General features: G+C 75.8%; 2 protein-coding genes. Both read left to right on the forward strand.

Translation table 11 applies throughout. The features are described 5' to 3' along the window. Window positions 1-9,523, forward strand: a 9,523-nt coding sequence (locus ABH925_RS35295; protein ID WP_370155214.1) for an SDR family NAD(P)-dependent oxidoreductase, incomplete at its 5' end; no start/stop codon positions are given. 15 nt (window positions 9,524-9,538) lie between these two features. Then, window positions 9,539-24,334, forward strand: a complete 14,796-nt coding sequence (locus ABH925_RS35300; RefSeq protein ID WP_370155216.1) for a type I polyketide synthase — start codon at window positions 9,539-9,541, stop codon at window positions 24,332-24,334. Window positions 24,335-24,378: the final 44 nt, after the last annotated feature.

Raw genomic sequence — 24,378 nt, forward strand, 5'->3', positions numbered from 1 at the left:
CACCACCCCCCACCACCTCCCCACCTACCCCTTCCAACACACCCGATACTGGCTGTCCCCGGCACGCCCCACGCCGGCCGCCGAGCCGGCGGCCGACGGCCTGTGGGAGGCGCTGGAGCAGCAGGACCTCACCGAGCTCTCCGCCGATCTGAGCGTCAGTGAGACCGCACTCGGCGAGGTGCTGCCGGCGCTCAGCGGATGGCGGGCCGAGCGGATGGCCGACCGGCGGACGGACTCCTGGCGCCACCGCGTCGCCTGGCAGCCCGTCACCTCGGCGCCCGGACCGGCCCCGGCCGGCCGCTGGCTGGCGCTGCTGCCCGAGGACCGCGCCGGACACGCGCTGGTGGAGGCGCTGACCGCGATCGGCACCGAGGTACTGCCGGTCGCGGTGACCGGGCCCGGGGACGACCGGGAGTCACTGGCGGCACTGCTGGCGGAAGCCGCGGCCGGACAGCCGGTGGCCGGAGTGCTGTCGCTGCTGGCCCGCGAGCGGCGTCCGCACCCGCGGTTCGCCGACCTGCCGAGCGCCGTGTCGCTCACCCTGGCCCTGGTGCAGGCGCTCGGCGACACCGGTATCGATGCTCCGCTGTGGTGTCTGACCAGCGGTGACGCCGTGCTCGGAGCGGGGGAACGGCCGGGTGGGGTGATCCAGGGCGCCGTGGCGGGGCTCGCCCGGACGGTGGCGCTGGAGCACCCGGAGCGCTGGGGCGGCCTCGTCGACGTCCCCGCCGTCCTGGACGAGCGGGCGGTGCGGCGGCTGTGCTGGGTGCTGAACGGCACTGACCGGGAGGACCAGTTCGCCGTGCGCTCCACCGGGGTGCACGTCCGCCGGCTGCTGCGCGCGCCCGCCCGGCGGCCCTCGGGCGCAGTCCAGTGGCAGCCGACCGGCACGGTGCTGCTCACCGGGGGCACCGGCGCGGTCGGCGCCCAGGTGGCCCGCTGGCTGGTGTCCCGGGGGGCGGAGCGGCTGGTCCTGCTGAGCCGCAGCGGCCCCTCGGCCCCGGGCGCGGCGGAGCTGTCGGCCGAGCTCGGCTCCGCGGTGTCCGTGGTCGGCTGCGACCTGGCCGACCCGGAGGCACTCGCCGCAGTGGTCGCCGCGCACCGGCCGACGGCTGTGCTGCACGCGGCCGGAGTGCTGGACGACGGGATGCTGGAGTCACTGACCCCCGCCAGGATGGCCGACTCGCTGCGGGCCAAGCTCACCGGGGCGCGGCATCTGCACGAGCTGACGGCGGATCTGGAGCTTTCCGCCTTCGTGATGTTCTCCTCACTGATGGGAGTGGTGGGCAACGCCGGGCAGGGCAGCTACGCGGCCGCCAACGCGGCGCTGGACGCGCTGGTGGCCGAGCGCTGCGCGGCAGGGCTACCGGGCACCTCGATCGCCTGGGGCGCGTGGGGCGGCGGGGGCGGGATGCTGGCGGACGAGGTCGCCGAGCGGCTGCGGGACCGGGGGCTTCCGGCGATGCCACCGCAGCTGGCGGCGCGCGCGATCGGCCGTGCCCTGGACGAGGACGACGCGTTGGTCGTGGTGGCGGAGGCGGACTGGTCACGGTTTGGCACGACGGGTGGCCTGCGCAGGCCCGGGCTGCTGGAACAGCTCACCCGGGAGAACGCTCCCGCCACGCGGTCGGCCGCGCCGCCTGCTCCGGCGCCGGTGACGGATCGTAAGGACCTACCCGGTCTGGTCGAGTTGGTGCGCGACCATGCGGCGGCGGTGCTGCGGCGTACCGGCACCGCCGACCTGGCGCCCACCAGGGCCTTCGCCGAGTTGGGCTTCGACTCGCTGACCGCTGTCGAGCTCCGCGGCAGGCTCGCCGCCGCCACCGGACTGCGCCTTCCCGCCACGCTGCTCTTCGACCACCCGACCCCGCTGGCACTGGCCGAGCGGCTGCACTCCGAACTCGGTGGAGCCGCCGGGCCGGTGGCGCGGGAGCAGCGGTCCGCGAGCACGGAGCCGATCGCGATCACCGGGATCGGCTGCCGCTTCCCCGGCGGCGTCCGGGGTCCGGCCGACCTGTGGGAGCTGCTCGCCGAGGGCCGTGACGCGGTCGGCGACTGGCCGACGGACCGGGGCTGGGACACCGAGCGGCTGTACGACCCCGACCCGGACCGGACCGGCACCACCTACAGCCGGCAGGGCGCGTTCCTGGACCAGGTGGGCGGCTTCGACGCCGAGTTCTTCGGGATCTCGCCGCGTGAGGCGCTGGCGATGGACCCGCAGCAGCGGCTGCTGCTGGAGACCAGCTGGCAGGCGGTGGAGCACGCCGGACAGGACCCGGCCTCACTGCGCGGCCGTCCGGTCGGGGTCTTCGTCGGCACCAACGGCCAGGACTACCTGACCGCGCTGCAGGGCACCTCGAACGCCTCCGAAGGGCACTTCCTGACCGGCAACACCGCCAGCGTGCTCTCCGGGCGGATCTCCTACGCGCTGGGCCTGGAGGGACCGGCGCTCACGGTGGACACCGCCTGCTCCTCCTCGCTGGTGGCCCTCCACCTCGCGGTGGGGGCGCTGCGCAGCGGCGAGTGCGAGCAGGCGCTGGCGGGCGGGGTGACCGTGATGAGCACCCTCAAGCTGTTCGTGGAGTTCAGCCGGCAGCGCGGGCTGGCCCCGGACGGGCGCTGCAAGGCCTTCTCCGCGGCTGCCGACGGCACCGGCTGGGGCGAGGGTGTCGGGGTGCTGCTGCTGGAGCGGTTGTCCGACGCGCGGCGCAACGGCCACCCCGTCCTGGCCGTACTGCGCGGCAGCGCGGTCAACCAGGACGGCGCCAGCAACGGCCTGACCGCACCCAACGGACCCTCCCAGCAACGCGTCATCAAAGCCGCCCTCACCGACGCCGCACTCACCCCCACCGACATCGACGCCGTCGAAGCCCACGGCACCGGCACCCGCCTCGGCGACCCCATCGAAGCCCAAGCCCTCCAAGCCGTCTACGGACACCAGCGTGCCAACGGCGAACCCCTGTGGCTCGGCTCCCTCAAATCCAACATCGGCCACACCCAGGCGGCCGCCGGCGTCGCCGGAGTCATCAAGATGGTCATGGCGTTGCAGCACGGACTGCTGCCCAAAACCCTGCACGTCGACGCGCCCAACCCGCACATCGACTGGAGCGACGGGGCGGTGGAGCTGCTGACCGAGGCCAGGGAGTGGCCGCAGACCGGGCGGCCGCGCCGCGCCGGCGTCTCCTCCTTCGGCATCAGCGGCACCAACGCGCATGTGCTGCTGGAGCAGGCCCCGGCCGAGGAGGCCCGGCCGGCCGGGGACCGGCCGGCCCGGGTACCGCTGCTGCTGTCGGCCAGGAGCAGGCAGGCGCTGCGGGCGCAGGCCGGGCTGCTGGAAGCACGGCTCGCGGCCGAACCGGACCTGGACGCCGCCGATCTGGGGCACTCGCTGCTGGTGGGACGGGCCGCGCTGGAGCACAGGGCCGTCCTGGTCGGCGGCGACCCGGACGGGCAGCGCGGCGCGCTGGCGGCGCTGGCGGCCGGGCGCTCCGCCGCCGGACTGGTCACCGGGACGGTCCGCCCGGTCGGCCTGACGGCCTTTCTCTTCCCCGGCCAGGGCAGTCAGCGAGCAGCGGCCGGAGCCGGGCTGTACCGCTCGGAGCCCGTGTTCGCGGCAGCACTGGACGAGGTGCTCAGCGAACTGGCCCCGCATCTCGACCTGTCGCTACGGGACCTGATGTTCGACGAACCCGGGGGTCCGCAGGCAGGAATGCTGGACCGCACCGGGTACACCCAGCCGGCCCTGTTCGCGCTGCAGACCGCGCTGTTCCGGCTGCTGGAGCACTGGGGGGTGCGTCCCGGCCTGCTGCTCGGGCACTCGGTCGGGGAGCTGTCCGCCGCGCACGCGGCCGGGGTACTGGGCCTGCGGGACGCCTGCGCGCTGGTGGCCGGGCGGGGCCGGCTCATGGACGCCCTGCCGGGCGGCGGCGCGATGGTGGCGGTCCAGGCCGAGGAGTCCGAGGTGCTGGCCGCACTGGACGGCTCCGCGGTAAGCCTGGCCGCGGTGAACGGGCCCCGGTCCTGCGTGCTGTCCGGGGACGAGCCGGAGGTGCTGCGGATCGCCGACGGATTCCGCGCGGCCGGGCGCCGGGTGCACCGGCTGACCGTCAGCCACGCCTTCCACTCGCACCGGGTGGACGGCGTCCTCGCGGACTTCCGGCGGCTGGCCGAGAGTCTGGACTACTCCCCGCCGCAGCTGACGGTGATCTCCAACGTGACCGGCGAGCCGGCCGGCGCCGAGCAGTTGTGCTCCCCCGAGTACTGGGTGCGGCAGTTGAGGAGCACTGTCCGGTTCCTGGACGGCGCGCGGCGGCTGGCCGACCAGGGCGCGACTGCCTACCTGGAACTGGGGAAGGACGGGGTGCTGTCCGCCCTGGTCCAGGAGTGCCTGCCGGAGCAGGGCGCACCGGCACTGCCGCTGCTGCGCGAGGGCCGACCGGAGCCCGACACCGTCCTTGAGGCACTGGCCGGACTGCATGTCAGGGGTACGGCTGTGGACTGGGCGGCCGGACTGCGCGACGTTCCGGTGCGCCGGGTCGAGCTTCCCGGCTACCCCTTCCAGCACCAGCGGTACTGGCCGGACCGGCCGACGCCGGGCTCGGCCACCGACCGGCTGCGGTACCGGATCGACTGGCAGCCGCTGCGGCTCGACGGCAGTGCCCGACCGTCCGGGCGCTGGCTGCTGGTCGCCCCGGTGGACAGCACCAGGGCCGAGGCCTGTGCCCGGGCACTGACCGGCTGCGGGGTCGAGGTGGAACTCCTGCCGGTGCCCGACGGCATCGGCAGGTCCCGGCTGGCCGGCCTGCTCCCGCCGGCGGACGGGGTGCTCTCGCTGCCGGACCGGCCCGAGCACGTCCTGACGCTGCTTCAGGCGCTGGGCGACGCCGGATCGGACGCCCCGCTGTGGTGCGCCACCCGGGGCGCGGTCTCAGCCGGCCACCCGTCGCCGGCCGAGCCGGAGCAGGCCGCGGCCTGGGGTCTGGGCCGGGTGGCCGCGCTGGAGTACCCCGCTCGCTGGGGCGGGCTGGTCGACCTGCCGGAGACCCTGGACACCGCCGCCACCGACGCGCTGTGCGCCGTCCTGTCCGGGACGACCGGAGAGGACCAGGTCGCGATCAGGCCGTCCGGAGCGCTGGCCCGCCGGCTGCGCCGGGCCCCGGCGGCGGCCGCTTCCGGACCGGGCCGACCCCCGCGCGGCACCGTGCTGATCACTGGAGGCACCGGCGGACTGGGCGCACAGCTGGCCCGCAGGCTGGCCGGCACCGGGGCCGGGCACCTGGTACTGCTCAGCCGAGGCGGAACCGAAACCCCGGGGGCCGCCGAGCTGGCCGCCGACCTCACCGCTCTCGGCGCCCGGGTCACCGTCGCGGCCTGCGACGTCACCGACCGGGCCGCACTGCGGGAACTGCTGGCCTCGCTGGAAGGGGAGACCGTGCGTGCGGTGGTGCACGCCGCCGGCCTCACCTCCGACACCCCGCTCGCGGACTGCGCCCCCGACGAGCTGGCAGCGGAAGGGGCCGCCAAGGTCACCGGCGCCGCGCTCCTGGACGAACTGTTCCGTGACAGCGACCTGGACGCCTTCGTGCTGTTCTCGTCCGTCTCCGCGGCCTGGGGCAGCGGCGGTCAGGGCGGATACGCGGCCGCCAACGCCTATCTGGACGCCGTCGCCGAGCAGCGCAGGGCGCGCGGGCTCAGGGCCCTCTCGGTCGCCTGGGGACCGTGGGCCGGGGCCGGCATGGCGAACGGCGAGGTGGCCGACCGGCTGCGTGCGCACGGCCTGCTGACGCTGGCTCCGGCGACCGCGCTGGACGCGCTGCAGCAGGCGCTCGACCTGGACGAGACCCATACGGTCGTCGCCGACGTGGACTGGGAGCGCTTCGCCCCGGCCTTCGGCTCGGCCCGGCCGAGCCCGCTCCTCGCCGATCTGCCCGGGGCCCACGCGTTGCCCGGGGTCCCGTCGCCGACCGGTCCCGACGGAGCGGACGGCGAGCTTCGGCAGAGGCTGGACCGGCTGTCCGGGCCCGAGCGTCGGACGCTGCTGCTGGAAGTGGTCAGGGACGAGGCGGCGGCCGTGCTCGGCCGCGACCCGGGCGAGGGCATCGACGCCGACCGGCCGTTCCGGGAGGTCGGCTTCGACTCGCTGACCGCGGTCGAACTGCGCAACCGACTGGTGCGGGCCACCGGGCTGCCGCTGGGCGTTACCGTGGTCTTCGACCATCCCAGCGCGGCGGCACTGAGCGCGCATCTGCACGCCGAACTCTCCACTGAGGTGCCCGACCGGGACCGGCCGACCGCCACCGGGACGTCCACGGCGGAGCCGCTGGCAGTGGTGTCGATGGCCTGCCGGTTCCCCGGCGGGGTGCGCTCACCGGAACAGCTCTGGCAGCTTGTCGGCGACGGCGTGGACGCGATCGGCCCGCTGCCGCAGGACCGGGGCTGGCCGCTGGCCGACCTCTACGACGCGGACCCGGACCGGCCCGGGTCGTTCTACGCCCAGGGCGGCGGATTCCTGGACGGCGCCGGGGAGTTCGACGCCGAGTTCTTCGGGATCAGCCCCCGCGAGGCACTGGCGATGGACCCGCAGCAGCGGCTGCTGCTGGAGACCGCCTGGGAGGCCGTGGAGCGGGCCGGGATCGACCCCCGCTCGCTGCGCGGCAGCCGGGGCGCGGTCTATGTCGGGCTGGCCGGCCAGGGATACGGCAGCGGCCCGCACGACCCGGCGGCCGGGGTCGAGGGGCATCTCCTCAGCGGCACCGTGACCAGCGTGGCGTCCGGACGGGTCGCCTACACGCTGGGGCTCGAAGGCCCCGCGGTGACGGTGGAGACCGCCTGCTCCTCCTCGCTGGTGGCCCTGCACCTGGCGGGACAGTCGCTGCGCTCCGGCGAGAGCGACTTCGCGCTGGTCGGCGGCGCGGCGGTGATGGCGAGCCCGGACGTCTTCGTGGAGTTCAGCCGCCAGCGCGGGCTGTCCACCGACGGCCGCTGCCGATCCTTCGCCGAGGCGGCGGACGGCACCGGCTGGGGTGAAGGGGCGGGCATGCTGCTGGTGGAGCGGCTGTCGGACGCCCGACGGCTCGGCCACCCGGTCCTGGCCCTGGTCAAGGGGACCGCGGTGAACCAGGACGGCGCGAGCAACGGCCTGACCGCGCCCAACGGGCAGGCCCAGCAGCGGGTGATCCGGCAGGCGCTGGCCAACGCCGGACTGACACCCGATCAGGTCGACCTGGTGGAGGCCCACGGCACCGGCACCACCCTCGGCGACCCGATCGAGGCCGGTGCGCTGCTGGCCGCCTACGGCCAGGACCGTCCGAAGGACCGGCCGTTGTGGCTGGGCTCGCTGAAGTCCAACATCGGCCACACCCAGGCCGCGGCCGGGGTGGCCGGCGTGATCAAGACCGTGCTGGCGCTGCGGCACGGCGTACTCCCCCGGACCCTGCACGCCGAGCAGCCCTCCGGCAGGGTGGACTGGTCGAGCGGCGCGATCCGGCTGCTCACCGAGGTCAGGGAGTGGGTCTCCGACGGCCCTCGACGGGCCGGCGTCTCGTCCTTCGGGATGAGCGGTACCAACGCGCACGCGGTGCTGGAGCAGGCCATGGAGCCCGCTCCGGTACCGGAGCCGGAACCGGAGCCCCTGCCCTGGCTGCTCTCGGCAGGCAGCGCGGCAGCCCTCGGGCGCCAGGCCGCCGCGCTGCTGACAGCCCTGGAGGCCGGGCCCGAGGTCAGCGACGCCAGGATCGGCCATGCCCTGGCCACCAGCAGGGCGGTACTGCCGCACCGGGCCGGGCTGACCGGTTCCGGCCGCTCCGAACTACTGGCGGGGCTGACCGCGCTGGCCCAGGGCAAGCCTTCGGCCGGGGTGCTCCAGGGCGAGGCATCCGGCGGCAGGACGGTCTTCGTCTTCCCCGGGCAGGGCACCCAGTGGGCCGGGATGGCGGTTCCGCTGCTGGACGCCGAGCCGGTGTTCGCCGCCGCGATGGCCGACTGCGAGCGGGCGCTGGCCCCGCACACCGACTGGTCGCTCACCGGGGTGCTGCGCTCCGGCGAGCCGCTGGAACGCGCCGACGTGGTGCAGCCCGCACTGTTCGCGGTGATGGTCTCGCTGGCCGCACTGTGGCGGTCCTGGGGCGTCCACCCCGACGCGGTGATCGGCCACTCCCAGGGCGAGATCGCCGCCGCCGTGGTCGCCGGCGCACTCACCCTCCAGGACGGCGCCACCGTCGTCGCCCAACGCAGCCACGCACTGCGCCGACTCACCGGACACGGCGGCATGCTCTCCCTCTCCGCCCCCGAACAGCAGGTGCGGGAGCTGCTGCTGCACTACGGCGACCGGCTCTGCGTGGCGGCGGTCAACGGCCCCGGCGCCGTGGTGGTGGCGGGCGGACCGGAACCGCTGACGGACCTGCTGGCCGCCTGCGAGCAGGCCGGGCTGCGAGGCCGCCCGATCCCGGTCGACTACGCGGCGCACTCGGCCCAGGTGGAGGAGATCAGGACGGAACTCACCACGGCGCTGGCCGGGATCGCACCGAGGCCCTCGGCGGTACCGCTGTACTCCACGGTGACCGGCACGGTGACGGACGGTCAGCAGCTGGACGCCGGGTACTGGTACCGCAACCTGCGCGAGCCGGTGGAGTTCGGCCGGGCCACGCTGGCACTGCTGGAGACCGGTCACCGGCTGTTCGTCGAGGTCGGCCCGCATCCGGTGCTGCTGGCCGGGATCGACAGCACGGCGCAGGCGGCGGACCGGCCCGCAGTCGCGGTCGGCACCCTGCGCCGGGGGGCCGGCGGGCGTGACCAGCTGCTGCGGTCGCTGACCGAGGCCTGGACCGCCGGGGCGGCGGTGGACTGGGGGGCCGACCGGTCGCTGCGGCCGGTGCCACTGCCGACCTACCCCTTCGAGCGGCAGCGCTACTGGCTGCCGACGCCGGGACGCGGCGTCCACGCGTCACCGCGGGCACCGCTGCCGGTGACTGGGCCGGTGCCAGTCGCGGAACCGGAGCAGACGTCGGAGCGGCCCGCCGGTTCGGGGGGGCTGGCACTGCGGCTGGCCGGGCTGGAGGAGGCGGAACAGCGGCGGGAGCTGCTGGAGCTGGTGTCGGGTCATGCCGCCGCGGTGCTGGGGCACTCGGGGCCGACCGCGGTGCGGCCGGATCGGCCGTTCGCCGAGATCGGCTTCGACTCGATGCTCGCGGTGCGGTTCCGGAACCAGCTGTGCGCGGCCACGGGTGTCGCCGTCCCGCCCACCGCCGTCTTCGACCATCCGACTCCGGCAGCGCTCGCCGGGCTGCTGCACCGGGAGCTGTTCGGGGCCGCGGCCCGCCCGGCCGGGGCCGAACTGGACCGGCTGGAGCGGGCACTGTCGGTGCTCGACCCGGCGGATCCGGAGGGCGCCGCCATCGGCGAACGACTGCAGTCCCTGCTCCGGACCTGGACGGCGCGGGACGGCCGCACCGAGGCCCGCCCGCTCGACTCGGCAACCGCCGACGAACTGTTCGACCTGCTCGACAACGACTTCGGAATGGCCTGAGGGAGAGCTGGACTGATGCCGGACGACGACAAGCTTCTCGAGTACCTCAGGCGGGCCACATCCGAACTGGGCGAGGCCAAGCGCCGACTGCGGGAGATCGAGGAGGCCGGGCAGGAACCGGTCGCGATCGTCTCGATGGGCTGCCGCTACCCCGGCGGTGCCGACTCACCGGAACTGCTGTGGGAGCTGGTCGCGGAGGAGGTGGACGCGATCTCCGAGTGGCCGGACAACCGGGGCTGGGATACGGCGGGGCTCTACGACCCCGATCCCGACCGGCCCGGCACCTCGTACACCCGGCGGGGCGGATTCCTCTACCGGGCCGGGGAGTTCGACGCCGACTTCTTCGGCATCTCACCGCGCGAGGCCCTCGCCATGGACCCGCAGCAGCGGCTGCTGCTGGAGACCTGCTGGGAGACGGTCGAGCGGGCCGGCCTGGACCCGGCCGCGCTGCGCGGCAGCAGGACCGGGGTCTTCGTCGGGGCGATGCGCAACGACTACGGTGCGGGCGCCCGAGAGCTGCCCGAGGTGCAGGGCCTGCTGGAAACCGGGACGGCCGGCAGCGTGGTCTCCGGCCGGGTCTCCTACACGCTGGGCCTGGAGGGCCCGGCGGTGACCGTGGACACCGCCTGCTCCTCCTCGCTGGTGGCACTGCACCTGGCGGTCCGGTCGCTGCGATCCGGCGAATGCTCGCTGGCGCTGGCCGGCGGGGTCGCGGTGCTCGCGGTGCCGGACGCGTTCGTGGCCTACAGCCGGCAGCGGGCCCTGTCGCCCGACGGCCGCTGCAAGGCCTTCGCGGCGGCGGCCGACGGGACCGGCTGGTCGGAGGGGGTCGGGGTGCTGCTGCTGGAACGGCTGTCCGACGCCCGGCGCAACGGGCACCAGGTGCTCGCGGTCGTCACCGGGACGGCGGTGAACCAGGACGGCGCCAGCAACGGACTGACCGCGCCGAACGGCCCCTCCCAGCAGCGGGTCATCGCCGAGGCCCTGGCCGACGCCGGGCTGACGCCCGATCAGGTGGACGCGGTGGAGGCGCACGGCACCGGCACCAGGCTGGGCGACCCCATCGAGGCCCAGGCGCTGCTGGCGACCTACGGCCAGGGGCGCGGGGACAGCGAGCCGCTCTGGCTGGGGGCGCTCAAGTCCAACATCGGGCACAGCTCGGCGGCGGCCGGGGTCGGCGGCGTGATCAAGATGGTGCAGGCGGTACGGCACGGGGTGCTGCCGAAGACCCTGCACGTCGACGAGCCGTCGCCGTTCGTCGACTGGAAGGCCGGGGCGGTGGAGCTGCTGACCGGGGCCCGCCCCTGGCCCCGGACCGGCCGTCCCCGCCGGGCCGGGGTGTCCGGCTTCGGCGTGAGCGGCACCAACGCCCACGTCATCGTCGAGCAGGCCCCCCAGGGGCAGCCGCCGGCGGAACCGGACCCGGCAACGGCAGCCCCGGCCGAACAGACCGTGGCGGAGGCAAACCGGTCATTGAGAGCGGAGGCGGCCGGGACGGTGCCCTGGGTGCTGTCGGCCCGGGGGCCCGCCGCGCTGCGGGCGCAGGCCGAGCGGCTGGCGGAGTTCCTGGCCGACCGGCCCGAGTTCGGGGCGGCCGCGATCGGCCGCGCGCTGGCCGAGCGGACCGGCTTCGAGGACCGCGCCGTACTGGTCGGCACGGGCCGTGACGAGTTCGCGGCCGGGCTGGCCGCGCTGGCGGCCGGGGAGTCCGCACCGAACCTGGTGCTGGGCACGGCCGTGCCCAGCGGGAAGACCGCGTTCGTGTTTCCCGGACAGGGCTCGCAGTGGGCCGGCATGGCGGTCGAGCTCCTGGAGGAGTCCCCCGTGTTCGCCGCCCGGATCGCGGACTGCGAACGGGCCCTGGCCTCCTGCACGGACTGGTCGCTGACCGGGGTACTGCGCTCCGGCGAGCCGCTGGAACGCGTGGACGTGGTGCAGCCCGCACTGTTCGCGGTGATGGTCTCGCTGGCCGCGCTGTGGGAGTCGTACGGCGTTGTCCCCGACGCGGTGGTCGGCCACTCCCAGGGGGAGATCGCGGCGGCCTGCGTGGCCGGCGCGCTCAGCCTGGAGGACGCCGCCAGGGTGGTGGCGCTGCGCAGCAGGGCCCTCGGCCGACTGGCCGGGCAGGGCGCGATGGTGTCGGTGGCTCAGCCGGTCGAACGGGTCCGCACGCTGATCGCGCCCTGGGGCGGGAGACTGTCGGTCGCCGCCGTCAACGGCCCCGCCGCGGTGGTGGTCTCCGGCGACACCGCGGCAGTCGAGGAACTGCTGGCGGCCGAACCCGGCGCCGACCGGATCCCGGTGGACTACGCCTCGCATTCGGCGCAGGTGGAGGGGATCCGCGAGCAACTGCTCGCGGATCTGGCCGGGATCGTCCCGGTGACGGCCCGGCTGCCGTTCCTCTCGACCGTTGACGGCGGCCGGCTGGCGGGCCCGGAGCTGGACGCCGGGTACTGGTACCGCAATCTGCGGCAGACCGTGCGGTTCGAGGAGGTCACACGGACCCTGCTGGAGCAGGGGTACAGCTGCTTCGTCGAGGTGAGCCCGCATCCGGTGCTGACCTTCGGGGTACGGCAGACCGTGGAGGCCGCGGCGGCGGACGCCACCGTACTGGGCACGCTGCGCCGTGCGGACGGCGGGTTGCGGCGCTTCCTGCTCGCCCTGGGCGAGGCGCACGCCGGTGGCCGCTCCCCCGACTGGGCAACGGTGTTCGGCCCGGCCGGCGGCCCGCCGGTACCGCTGCCGACCTACCCGTTCCAGCGCCGTGACTACTGGTTGGCGGCCGCGCCCGCACCGGTGGCCGCGGTCGATCCCGCCGACGAGGAGTTCTGGCGGCGGGTGCGGGACGGCGACCTGCCGGAGCTGAGCGCGACGCTCGGAGTCGGCCCGGAGGATCCGCTGAGCGCGGTGCTGCCCGCGCTGGCCGACTGGCGGGAGCGCCGCTCCGAGCGGAGCACGATGGACTCCTGGCGGTACCGGGTGGAGTGGCGTCGGCTTGCCGGGAGCGGCCGGGCCAGGCCCGAGGGGCGCTGGCTGCTGCTGGTGCCGCACGATCCGACCGGGCATCAGCTGGTGGCGGACTGCGCCCGCGCGCTGGCCGGCACGGACCTGGTGACCGTCGCCCTGACCGAGGCGGAGACCGACCGGGCGGTCCTGGCCGAGCGGCTGGCCGGGGTGCTCGCCGAACCGGACGGCTCCGCGGCGCCGGTCGGCGGGGTGCTGTCACTGCTGGCACTGGACGAGCGGCCGCACCCGGCGCACCCGGTGGTGCCCGTCGGTACGGCACTCAACCTGGCGCTGACCCAGGCTCTGGGCGACCTGGCACTGAACGCCCCGGTCTGGTGGGCCACCAGCGGCGCGGTGTCGACCGGCCCGACGGACCCCGTGGCCAGCCCCGACCAGCAGCTCAGCTGGGGGCTGGGGCGGGTGGCGGCGCTGGAGTACCCGCGGTGCTGGGGCGGCCTGCTGGACCTGCCCCCCGCCCTGGACGCCCGGGCGGTGACCCGGCTGGCCGGGCTGCTGGGCGGCTCGGCCGGCCCGGAGGACCAACTGGCGCTCCGGGACGGCGCGGTGCACGGGCGACGGCTGGTCAGGTCGGCCGCCCGGCCGGCCGTCCCGGGCTGGACCCCGCGCGGCACGGTGCTGGTCACCGGGGGCACCGGCGGCGTGGGAGCGCAGGTGGCCCGCTGGCTGGCCCGCTCCGGGGCCGCGCACCTGGTACTGGTCAGCCGGGGCGGCCCGGAGGCGCCCGGCGCCGCCGAGCTCGCCGCCGAACTGTCCGGGCACGGCACCCGGGTGACCCTGGCCTCCTGCGACGTCGCCGACCGCGACGCGCTGGCCGGGCTGGTGGCGGAGCTGGAGCGGTCCGACGGCCCGGTCCGCTCGGTGCTGCACGCGGCCGGCGCGGGACTGCTGGTGCCGCTGCCGGCCACCCGTCTGGCCGAGTTCGCCGACACCCTCCACGCCAAGGTCGCCGGTGCCCGGAACCTGGACGCCCTGTTCGACCGGGACGGCCTGGACGCCTTTGTGCTGTTCTCCTCGATCTCCTCGGTCTGGGGCAGCGCGGACCACGGCGCGTACGCGGCCTCCAACGCCTACCTGGACGCGCTGGCCGAGAACCGGCGCGGCCGGGGCCTGACCGCGACCTCGGTGGTCTGGGGCATCTGGAACCCCGAGGGCGGCGCCGGGATGGCGGCGCATCTGGTGGAGGAGCAGTTGCGGGCACAGGGCATCGTCTTCATGCCTCCGGCCCTGGCCGTGACCGCGCTGGGGCAGGTGCTCGCCGAGGACGAGACGGTGGCGGTGGTGGCCGACGTGGACTGGGCCCGGTTCGCGCCGGTGTTCACCTCGGCCCGGCCGAGCCCGCTGATCGGCGAACTGCCGGAGGTGCGGGCCGCGCTGGCGGTGGAGGCCGCGCCGCAGGCATCCGGCGGCGCGTCGGGGGCGCTGCGGGACCGGCTGCTGGCGCTGGCCGGGCCGGACCGGGAACGGCTGCTGGTGGACCTCGTACGCGGCCAGGCCGCAGCGGTGCTGGGGCATGACTCGGCGGACGGGGTGGAGCCGCGGCGGGCCTTCCGCGACCTGGGCTTCGACTCGCTGACCGCGGTCGAAATGCGGAACCGCCTGAACACCGAGACCGGGCTGCGGCTGCCGGTGACCGTGGTCTTCGACTACTCCTCGGCCGCCGCGCTGGCCGGCCACCTGCTCGGCGAGCTGCTGGGCCGGTCCGCCCCGTCGGCCCGGGCCGCCGGGCCGGTCGCCGCCGGAGCACCGGCCCAGGACGAGGACCCGGTGGTGATCGTGTCGATGAGCTGCCGCTACCCGGGAGGGGCGGACTCCCCCGAGGAGCTCTGGCGGCTGGTGGCCGAGGGCCGGGACGTGGTCTCCGAACTGCCGGCCGACCGCGGCTGGGACCTCGCCGGACTCTACGACACCGATCCCGACCGGCCGGGCACCAGCTACGCCGCGGCGGGCGGCTTCGTGCACGACGCCGGGCAGTTCGACCCGGGGTTCTTCGGGATCAGCCCGCGCGAGGCGCTGGCGATGGACCCGCAGCAGCGGCTGCTGCTGGAGACCTCCTGGGAGGCACTGGAGCGGGCCGGCATCGATCCCGGCTCGCTGCGCGACAGCCGGGTGGGGGTGTTCGCCGGAGCCGCGTACCAGGGCTACGGCGGCAGCATGGACCAGGTTCCGGCGGAGCTGGAGGGGCTGTTCGTCGCCGGGATCTCCACCAGCGTGCTCTCCGGCCGGGTGGCGTACACGCTGGGCCTGCAGGGACCGGCGCTGACCGTGGACACGGCCTGCTCCTCCTCGCTGGTGGCGGTGCACCTGGCAGCGCAGTCGCTGCGCCGCGGCGAGTGCTCGCTGGCGCTGGCCGGCGGGGCGACCGTGATCGGCAGCCCGCTGTCGTTCACCGGGTTCAGCCGGCAGCGCGGGCTCGCCGCCGACGGGCGCTGCAAGTCGTTCGGGGCCTCGGCGGACGGCTTCGGGATGGCCGAGGGCGTCGGGCTGCTGCTGCTGGAGCGGCTGTCGGACGCCCGCAGGAACGGCCACCCGGTGCTGGCGGTGCTGCGCGGCAGCGCGATCAACCAGGACGGGGCGAGCAACGGCCTGACCGCGCCGAGCGGACTCGCGCAGCAGCGGGTGATCCGGGAGGCGCTGGCCGACGCCGGGCTGACACCCGATCAGGTCGACGCGGTGGAGGCGCACGGCACCGGCACCAGGCTCGGCGACCCGATCGAGGCCGACGCGCTCCTGGCCGCCTACGGCCAGGACCGGCCCGAGGGCCGGCCGCTGTGGCTGGGCTCGCTCAAGTCCAACCTGGGGCACACCCAGGCGGCGGCCGGGGTCGGCGGAATCATGAAGATGGTGCTGGCGATGCGGCACGGCCTGCTGCCGCGAACCCTGCACGCCGGGCAGCCGACCCCGCATGTGGACTGGGCCGCCGGGGCGGTGGAGCTGCTCACCGAGGCCAGGGAGTGGCCCGAGTACGGCCGCCCGCGCCGGGCCGGAGTGTCCTCGTTCGGGCTGAGCGGCACCAACGCCCATGTGATCGTCGAGCAGCCGCCGACCGCGGACCCTGCCCCACAGGCGGACGCCGAACCGGAGCATGACCCGCGGGCCGAGCGGCGGGCGGTGCCCTGGCTGCTGTCCGCCCGGACCGCCGAGGGGCTGCGGGCCCAGGCCGAGCGGCTGCGGGAGTGGCTGGCCGAGGACCAGCGGCCCGCGGATGTCGGCTGGTCGCTGGCCACCGGCCGCGCCGCCCTGGAGCACCGGGCCGCGGTGGTCGGCACCGAGCCGGCCGACTTCCGGCGCGGCCTGGAGGCCCTGGCCGAGGGCCGGAGCGCGCCGGGCCTGGCCCGGGGCATGGCGGGGCCGGTCGGCCGGACGGTCCTCGTCTTCCCCGGCCAGGGCTCGCAGTGGCCCGGCATGGTGCTGGGGCTGCTGGACTGCGAACCGGTGTTCGCCGAGCGGATCGCCGACTGCGAACGCGCGCTGGCGCCCCATGTGGACTGGTCGCTGACGGAACTGCTGCGGTCCGGCGACCCGCTGGACCGGGTGGACCTGGTGCAGCCGGTGCTGTTCGCGGTGATGGTCTCGCTGGCGGAACTGTGGCGGGCCTACGGGGTGGAGCCCGCCGCCGTGGTCGGCCACAGCCAGGGCGAGATCGCCGCCGCCGTGGTCGCCGGCGCCCTCGGCCTGGACGACGGCGCCAAGGTGGTGGCGCTGCGCAGCCGCGCGCTGCGGGCACTGACCGGGCACGGCGGGATGCTGTTCGTGCCGCTCGCGGTGGAGCGGGTCACCGAGTGGATCTCCGGCTTCGGGGACCGGATCGGGATCGCGGCGGTGAACGGGCCCACGTCGGTGGCACTGTCCGGCGACCCGGCCTCGCTGGCCCGCCTGGCGGAGCAGCTGTCCGACGCCGGGGTGATGAACTGGCCGATCCCCGGGGTGGACTTCGCCGGCCACTCGGCGCAGGTGACGGCCATTCAGGAAGAGCTGCTGGCGGCGCTGGACGGGATCGCACCCCGTGACTGCGGGACCGCCTTCTACTCCACCGTCACCTGCGCAGCGATGCCGGGGTCGGCATTGGACGCCGGCTACTGGTACCGCAACCTGCGTGAGCCGGTGGAGTTCGGCCGGACCGCGCGGGTGCTGCTGGACGACGGCTACGACGTCTTCGTGGAGGTCAGCACCCACCCGGCGCTGACCGTATGGCTGCAGGAGGCGGTGGAGGCGGCCGGGGGCCGGGGCGCGGTGACCGGGACGCTCCGCAGGGGCGAGGGCGGCCGGGAGCGGTTCCTGACCTCGCTGGCCGAACTGGACGTGCTCGGCGTACCGGTCGACCGGGCCCGCCCGTTCGAGGGCTGCCGAGCCCGGCGGGTCGACCTGCCCACCTACGCCTTCCAGCGGGACCGGTACTGGCTGACCCCCGGGCCGCGACGGCAGGAGGGCACGGCCGACGAGGCCTTCTGGGCGGCCGTGGAGCATCAGGAGGCGGACGCGCTGGCCGACGCGCTCCGGATCGCGGACCCGGCCTCGCGCTCCGCGCTGACCGGGCTGCTGCCGGCGCTGTCACAGTGGCGGCGGCAGAGCCGGGGCAGGGCCGAGACCGACGGCTGGCGCTACCGGGTGGAATGGCGGCCGCTGCCGGCCGCCGGGCCGGCCGGACTGTCCGGCGACTGGCTGGTGCTGGCCCGGGCCGGCGACCCGGCGGCCGAGGAGTGCGCCATGGCGCTGGCGGAACACGGGGCGCTGGCGCGGATCCTGGAGGTTTCCCCGGACGAGGACCGGGCCGGGCTGGCCGAGCGGCTCAGGGAGGCGGCCCCGGACCGGGTGCTGTCCCTGCTGGCACTGGACGAGGAAGCGTACCTTGCGGGCTCGGCGCTGCCGTCCGGGCTGGTGTCCACCGTCGCCGTGCTGCAGGCGATCGGCGACGCCGGGCTGACCGCACCGCTGTGGTGCGCCACCCGCGCCGCGGTGTCGGTGGGCCGTTCGGACCCGGTGGCCCACCCGCTGCAGGCGCTCGTCTGGGGTCTGGGCGGGGTGGCCGGAGTCGAGTACCCGGAGCGCTGGGCCGGCCTGGTCGACCTGCCGGAACGGCTGGACGAGCGGGCGCGGACCCGGCTCGCCGGTGTACTCGCGGGGCAGGGCGACGAGGACCAGGTGGCGATCCGGGGAGCCGGGGTGTTCGCCCGCCGGCTGGTCCGGGCCGGCACCGGGCAGCGGCCGGCCCGTCGTACCTGGACCCCGGACGGCACCGTCCTGGTCACCGGCGGCACCGGCGCGCTCGGCGCCCGGGTGGCCCGCTGGCTGGCCGGACGGGGGGCCGGACGGCTCCTGCTGACCAGCCGTCAGGGCGCGTCCGCGCCGGGCGCGTCCGCACTGGTGGCCGAACTCGCCGAGCTGGGAGCCGAGGCCACCGTCGCGGCCTGCGACATCGGGGACCGCGAGGCGCTGGCGCGACTGCTGGCGACGGTCCCGGCCGAGCACCCGCTGCGGGCCGTGGTGCACACCGCGGGCGTGCTGGACGACGGGCTCCTGGACGCACTGAGCCCGGAGCGGACCGCTGGCGTGCTGCGGCCCAAGGTGGACGGCGCACGGCACCTGGACGAGCTCACCCGGGGGCAGGACCTGTCCGCGTTCGTCCTGTTCTCCTCGCTGGCCGGCACCCTGGGCGGCACGGGGCAGGGCAGCTACGCGGCGGCCAACGCCTTCCTGGACACGCTGGCGCAGCAGCGCCGGGACGCCGGGCTGCCGGCCACGTCGGTGGCCTGGGGCCTGTGGGGCGGCGACAGCCTGGCCGGCGGCGCTGTGGGCGAGCGGCTGGTCCGCAACGGCCTGCCGGCCATGGACCCGGAGCGGGCACTCGCCGCGCTGGGGCAAGCACTGGACCAGGACGACACCCGGGTGCTGGTGGCCGACTTCGCCTGGGAGCGTTTCGTCCGGGCGTTCACCGCGCTGCGGCCCAGCGCCCTGCTCAAGGACCTTCCGGAGGGCGGGTCGCAGGGCCCGGGAACGGCGGGCCCGGCCGAGCGGCTGGCCGCGCTGGACGCCGCGGAACGGCTGGCCGCGCTGACCGAGCTGGTGCGGACCGAGGCGGCCTCGGTCCTGGGCCACCGCGACCCTGACGCGGTCGAACCGGAGCGGGTGTTCAAGGACCTCGGCTTCGACTCGCTGACCGCCGTCGAACTGCGCAACAGGCTGGCCGAGGCCACCGGGCTGCGGCTGTCGGTCACCCTGGTCTTCGACTATCCCACCACCGCGCTCCTGGCAGGCCACCTGATGGCGCAACTGCCCGGGCCGGAGCCCACTACCGGCGCACCCCCGGCCGCCGTGCCCGGAACACCCGCGGCGGCGGAGTCCGGTGACGGGGCGTCGGACGCGGCACCGGCGGACGACCCGATCGCCATCGTCGCGATGAGCTGCCGCTTTCCCGGCGGGGTGCGCAGCCCCGAGGAGCTGTGGGACCTGGTCGCCGACGGCACCGACGCCATCTCCGGGTTCCCCACCGACCGCGGCTGGGACCTGGACAGCCTCTACCATCCGGACCCGGAACGGGCCGGCAGCAGCTACACCAGGGAGGGCGGCTTCCTCTACGACGCCGACCACTTCGACCCGGCGTTCTTCGGCATCTCGCCGCGCGAGGCACTGTCCGTCGACCCGCAGCAGCGGCTGCTGCTGGAGATCGCCTGGGAGGCGGTCGAGCGGGCCGGGATCGACCCGCAGTCGCTCAAGGGCAGCCGCGGCGGGGTCTTCGTGGGCTCCAGCTACCGGGACTACGGCTCCCGGGTGACCCGGCCCTCCGAGGAGTTCGAAGGCTATCTGGGCATCGGCAGCGCCGGAAGCGTCGCCTCCGGACGGATCGCCTACACCCTGGGCCTGGAGGGCCCGGCGGTGACCGTGGACACGGCCTGCTCCTCCTCCCTGGTCGCGGTGCATCTGGCCGCGCAGTCGCTGCGCGCGGGCGAATGCTCGCTGGCGCTGGCCGGAGGGGTCACCGTGATGTCCACCCCGGGCGCGTTCGTGGAGTTCAGCCGGCAGCGCGGGCTGGCCCCGGACGGCCGCTGCAAGCCCTTCGCGGCCGCCGCCGACGGCACCGCCTGGGCCGAGGGCGCGGGCCTGGTGCTGCTGGAGCGGCTGTCGGACGCCTGCCGGAACGGCCATCCGGTGCTGGCCGTGGTCCGCGGCTCGGCGGTGAACCAGGACGGTGCCAGCAACGGCCTGACCGCCCCCAACGGGCCGTCGCAGCAGCGGGTGATCAGGGCCGCCCTGGAGAACGCCGGACTGACCGCCGCCGAGGTCGACGCGGTCGAGGCGCACGGCACCGGCACCAGACTCGGCGACCCGATCGAGGCGCAGGCCCTGCTGGCCACCTACGGGCAGGACCGGGCCGACGCCGAACCGCTGTGGCTGGGCTCGCTGAAGTCCAACCTCGGGCACAGCCAGGCCGCCGCAGGCATCGGCGGCGTCATCAAGATGGTGCAGGCCATGCGGCACGGGGTACTCCCGAGGACGCTGCACGTGGACGCCCCCTCGCCGTTCATCGACTGGACGGCGGGCGCGGTACGCCTGCTGACCGAGACCAGGGACTGGCCCGAGTCCGGCCACCCGCGCCGGGCCGCGGTGTCCTCCTTCGGGGTCAGCGGCACCAACGCGCACACCATTCTGGAGCACGTGCCCGAGCCGCCCGGCCGGACCGGCCCCGCCGGGGCGAACAGCGGCCCGTGGCTGCTCTCCGCACGCACCGACACCGCGCTCCGCGAGCAGGCCGCCCGACTGCTGCGACAGCTGACCGACCGTCCGGAGACCGACCCGGGGCACGCCCTGGCCACCACCAGGAGCAGCTTCGAGCACCGCGCGGTACTGCTGGGCGCCGACCGGCCCGCCCGACTCGCGGCACTGGCCGCGCTGGCAGCCGGCGACGAGGACCCCGCGCTGGTGCGCGGCGTGACCGGCGGCCCCGGCAGGACCGCCTTCCTGCTGCCCGGGCAGGGCAGCCAGCGGCCCGGCATGGGAACCGGCCTGTATGCCGCGTACCCGGTGTTCGCGGACGCCTTCGACGAGGTGTGCGCACAGCTGGACCCGCTGCTGGACCGGCCGCTGTGCGAGGTGGTCCAGGACGGCGGCGGCGCGCTCGATCTGACCGCCTACACCCAGCCCGCCCTGTTCGCGCTCGGCGTCGCGCAGTCACGGCTGCTGGAGTGGGTCGGGATCCGGCCCGACTACCTGCTCGGCCACTCCGTCGGCGAACTGACGGCCGCTCACCTGGCCGGGGTGCTGTCGCTGCCGGACGCCGCCGCACTGGTGGCGGCCCGGGGCCGGCTGATGCAGGCGATGCCCTCCGGAGGCGCCATGGCCGCGCTCGCCGTGTCGGCCGAGGAGCTGGAACCACTGCTGGCCGGACGGGAGGCCGAACTGTCGCTGGCGGCGGTGAACGGACCCTCGGCAGTCGTCGTCTCCGGGGACGCGGCCGCGGTGCGGGAGGTCGCCGCGCACGTCCGGGCGCTGGGCAGGCGCACCAGGCTGCTTCGGGTCAGCCACGCCTTCCACTCCCCGCACATGGACGGCATGCTGGACGACTTCCGGCAGGTCGCCGAGGGACTGGACTTCCGGCCGCCCGCCGTCCCCGTGGTCTCCGCCCTCACCGGCGCCACCGCCACGGCCGGGCAGCTCCGCTCCCCCGACCACTGGGTGCGGCAGGTCAGGGGCACGGTCAGGTTCCAGGAGGGAATCGCCCATCTGGAGAGCGCGGGAGTGACGGCCTTCGTGGAACTCGGCCCGGACGGCTCCCTGAGCGGCATGGCGCAGGACTCCCTCAGCGAGCGCTCGGACGGCGCGCTGCTGGTCAGCCTGCTGCGCCGGGACCGCAGCGAGCCGGACGCGCTGCGGACCGCGCTGGCGCGGCTGCACACACACGGCGTCCCGGTCGACTGGACCCCACTGCTCGACCCGCCCGGCGACCGCCCGGCCACGCTGCCGACCTACCCGTTCCAGCGCGAGCGCTACTGGCTGGAGGCCACCGCCCCGGAGACCGACCTGACCGGGGCCGGACTGCTCCGCCCGGACCACCCGCTGCTCGGCGCGGCGGTGCCGCTCGCCGACTCCGACGGATTCCTGTTCACCGGCAGGCTGTCGCTGCGTACTCACCCCTGGCTGGCCGACCACGGGGTCTTCGGCCAGGTGCTGTTCCCGGCCACCGGTTTCCTGGAGCTGGCCGTACGGGCCGGCGACGAGGTCGGCCTCGGTCACGTCGAAGAACTCACCCTGGAGGTGCCCCTGGTGCTCCCGGCGACCGGCGGCCTGCTGCTCCAGCTGACCCTCGGCGCCCCCGACCAGGCCGGCAGCCGCCCGCTGAGCGTGCACGCCCGGCCCGACGACGACGCCGGGGACGAACCGTGGACCCGGCACGCGACCGGCCGGCTGGCCGCCGCCGCACCGGGGGTACCGACGGCAGAGCCAACAGCGGAGCCGGGCGCGTGGCCGCCGGCCGGTGCGGTGCCGCTGCCCGCGGACGGCCTCTACGAGCGGTTCGCCGCCGGCGGCTTCGGCTACGGCCCGGCCTTCCAGGGCCTGACCTCGGCCTGGCGGCTCGGCGAGCAGGTCTTCGCCGAGGCGACCCTGCCCGCCCCGCAGCAGAGCGAGGCAGGCCGCTACCGGCTGCACCCGGCGCTGCTGGACAGCGCACTGCACGCCCTGGTCTTCGACGTGCTTCCGGGCACCGGTCCCGAAGGCGAGAGCCAGGGGTGGCTACCGTTCTCGTGGAACGGGGTCACCCTGCACTCCTGCGGTGCGGCCTCGGTCCGGATCCGGCTCACCCCGGTCGGCCGGGACACCGTCGCGGTGCTGCTGACCGACCCCGCCGGGCAGCCGGTGGCCTCGGCGCAGACCCTGGTGCTGCGGCCGGTCAGCGCCGACCGGGTCGGGTCGGCCCGCACCGGCAGCCACCAGGAGCTGTACCGGATGGAGTGGACGGCACTGCCCCGGCCGGACCGCGCCGCCGCCTGGGTGGAGCTGCTGCCCGGCGCCGATCCGGCCGGGCTGCTGGGACCGGACGGCGAGGCGCCGGCGCTGGTGCTGGCCCGCTGCGCGCCCGAGTCCCCCGAGTCCCCCGAGTCCCCCGAGGGCTGGGCGGACGCGGTCAGGACCGCCACCGGGCGGGTGCTCTCACTGCTGCGGGACTGGCTGGCCGACGACCGATTCGCCGGGTCGACGCTGGCGCTGGTGACCTCCGGCGCGGTGCCCGTGGGCCCGGGAGACGACGTGCCGGACCTGGCCCAGGCAGCGGTCTGGGGACTGGTCCGATCCGCGCAGACGGAGAACCCCGACCGCTTCACCCTGGTCGACCTGGACATCACGGAGTCCTCCCGGGAGGCCCTGGCCGGAGCACTGGCCTGCGGCGAGCCGCAGGTGGCGCTGCGCGAAGGCCGGGTCCACATCCCCCGGCTGGCCCGCGTGCCCGTGGACCCCGAACAGCGGCAGCCGCACTGGGACCCGCTCGGCACCGTCCTGATCACCGGCGGCACCGGCGCGATCGGCTCGCTGATCGCCCGTCACCTGGTGGTGCGGCACGGCGTCCGGCACCTGGTGCTGACCAGCAGGAGCGGTCCGGCCGCCGACGGGGCCGAACGGCTGCGCGCCGAACTGGAGTCACTGGGCGCCGAGGTCACGGTGGCCGCCTGCGACGCGGCGGACCGAACCGCGCTGGCCGGGCTGCTGGCCGCCCTGCCCGCCGCCCACCCGCTGACCGCCGTGGTGCACGCGGCCGGCGTGCTGGCCGACGGCCTGGTGGCGGCGATGACCCCGGAACAGCTCGACCTGGCGCTGCGGCCCAAGGTCGACGCCGCGATGCACCTGCACGAGCTCACCGAGGGCATGAAGCTGTCCGCCTTCATCCTGTTCTCCTCGCTGGCCGGTGTCCTCGGCGGCATGGGGCAGGGCAACTACGCGGCCGCCAACGCCTTCCTGGACGCGCTGGCGCACCGCCGACGGGCCCGGGGCCTGGCCGGCAGCTCGCTGGCCTGGGGGCTGTGGGCCAACAGCAGCGGGATGACCGGCGGACTCGACGAGGCCGACCTGCGGCGGATCGCCCGCGGCGGCATCGTGGCCTTCACCCCGCAGGAGGGAGTGGCGCTGTTCGACGCCGCGCACCGGGTGGACGAGGCGATGGTGCTGCCGGCGCGTCTGGACACCCGCGCGATCGCCGTCCAGGCGGGCGGCGGCGTCCCCGCACTGCTGCGCGGACTGGTCAGGACGCCGGTCCGGCGGACCGCGGCGGCCGCACCCGACCGGGACGACGCCCCGGCCGCGCTGCGCGGGCGGCTGGCCGGGCTCCCGCAGCCGCAGCGGGACCGGGTACTGCTCGACCTGGTCCGCTCCAACGCGGCGCTGGTGCTGGGCTTCTCAGGACCGGCCGCGGTGCCGGTCGAACGCGGGCTGCTGGAACTGGGCTTCGACTCGCTCACCGCGGTCGAGCTGCGCAACCGGCTGCGCGCCGCCACCGGGCTGCGACTGCCCGCCACCCTGCTCTTCGACCATCCGACGACCGGAGCGATCGGCCGGCACCTCAGCGAGCGGATGCGGCCGGAGGAGGCCGCCGTCCCGGCCCCGGCCGGGATGGCCGAACTGGCCCTGCTGGAACGGGCCCTGGCCGACAGCGCAGCCCACCCGGAGCTCGACGGCCGGCTGCGGGCGCTGCTGGGACGACTGCGGCCCGCGGAGGCGGTCCCGGCGGTCCCGGAAGCCGACATGGACGGCGCGACCGACGCCGACCTCTTCGACTTCATCGACAAGGAGCTCGGCATGCCGTGACGGGTGCGCGGACCACCGACCCCCCTGCCGACCAGCTGACGAAG

The sequence above is a fragment of the Streptacidiphilus sp. EB129 genome (assembly GCF_041262645.1).
In the GTDB taxonomy this organism is placed as follows: Bacteria; Actinomycetota; Actinomycetes; order Streptomycetales; family Streptomycetaceae; genus Streptacidiphilus.

Coding starts and splice junctions, on each gene's coding strand:
- ABH925_RS35300 (WP_370155216.1), top strand. CDS start 9,539: ATGCCGGACGACGACAAGCTTCTCGAGTACCTCAGGCGGGCCACATCC.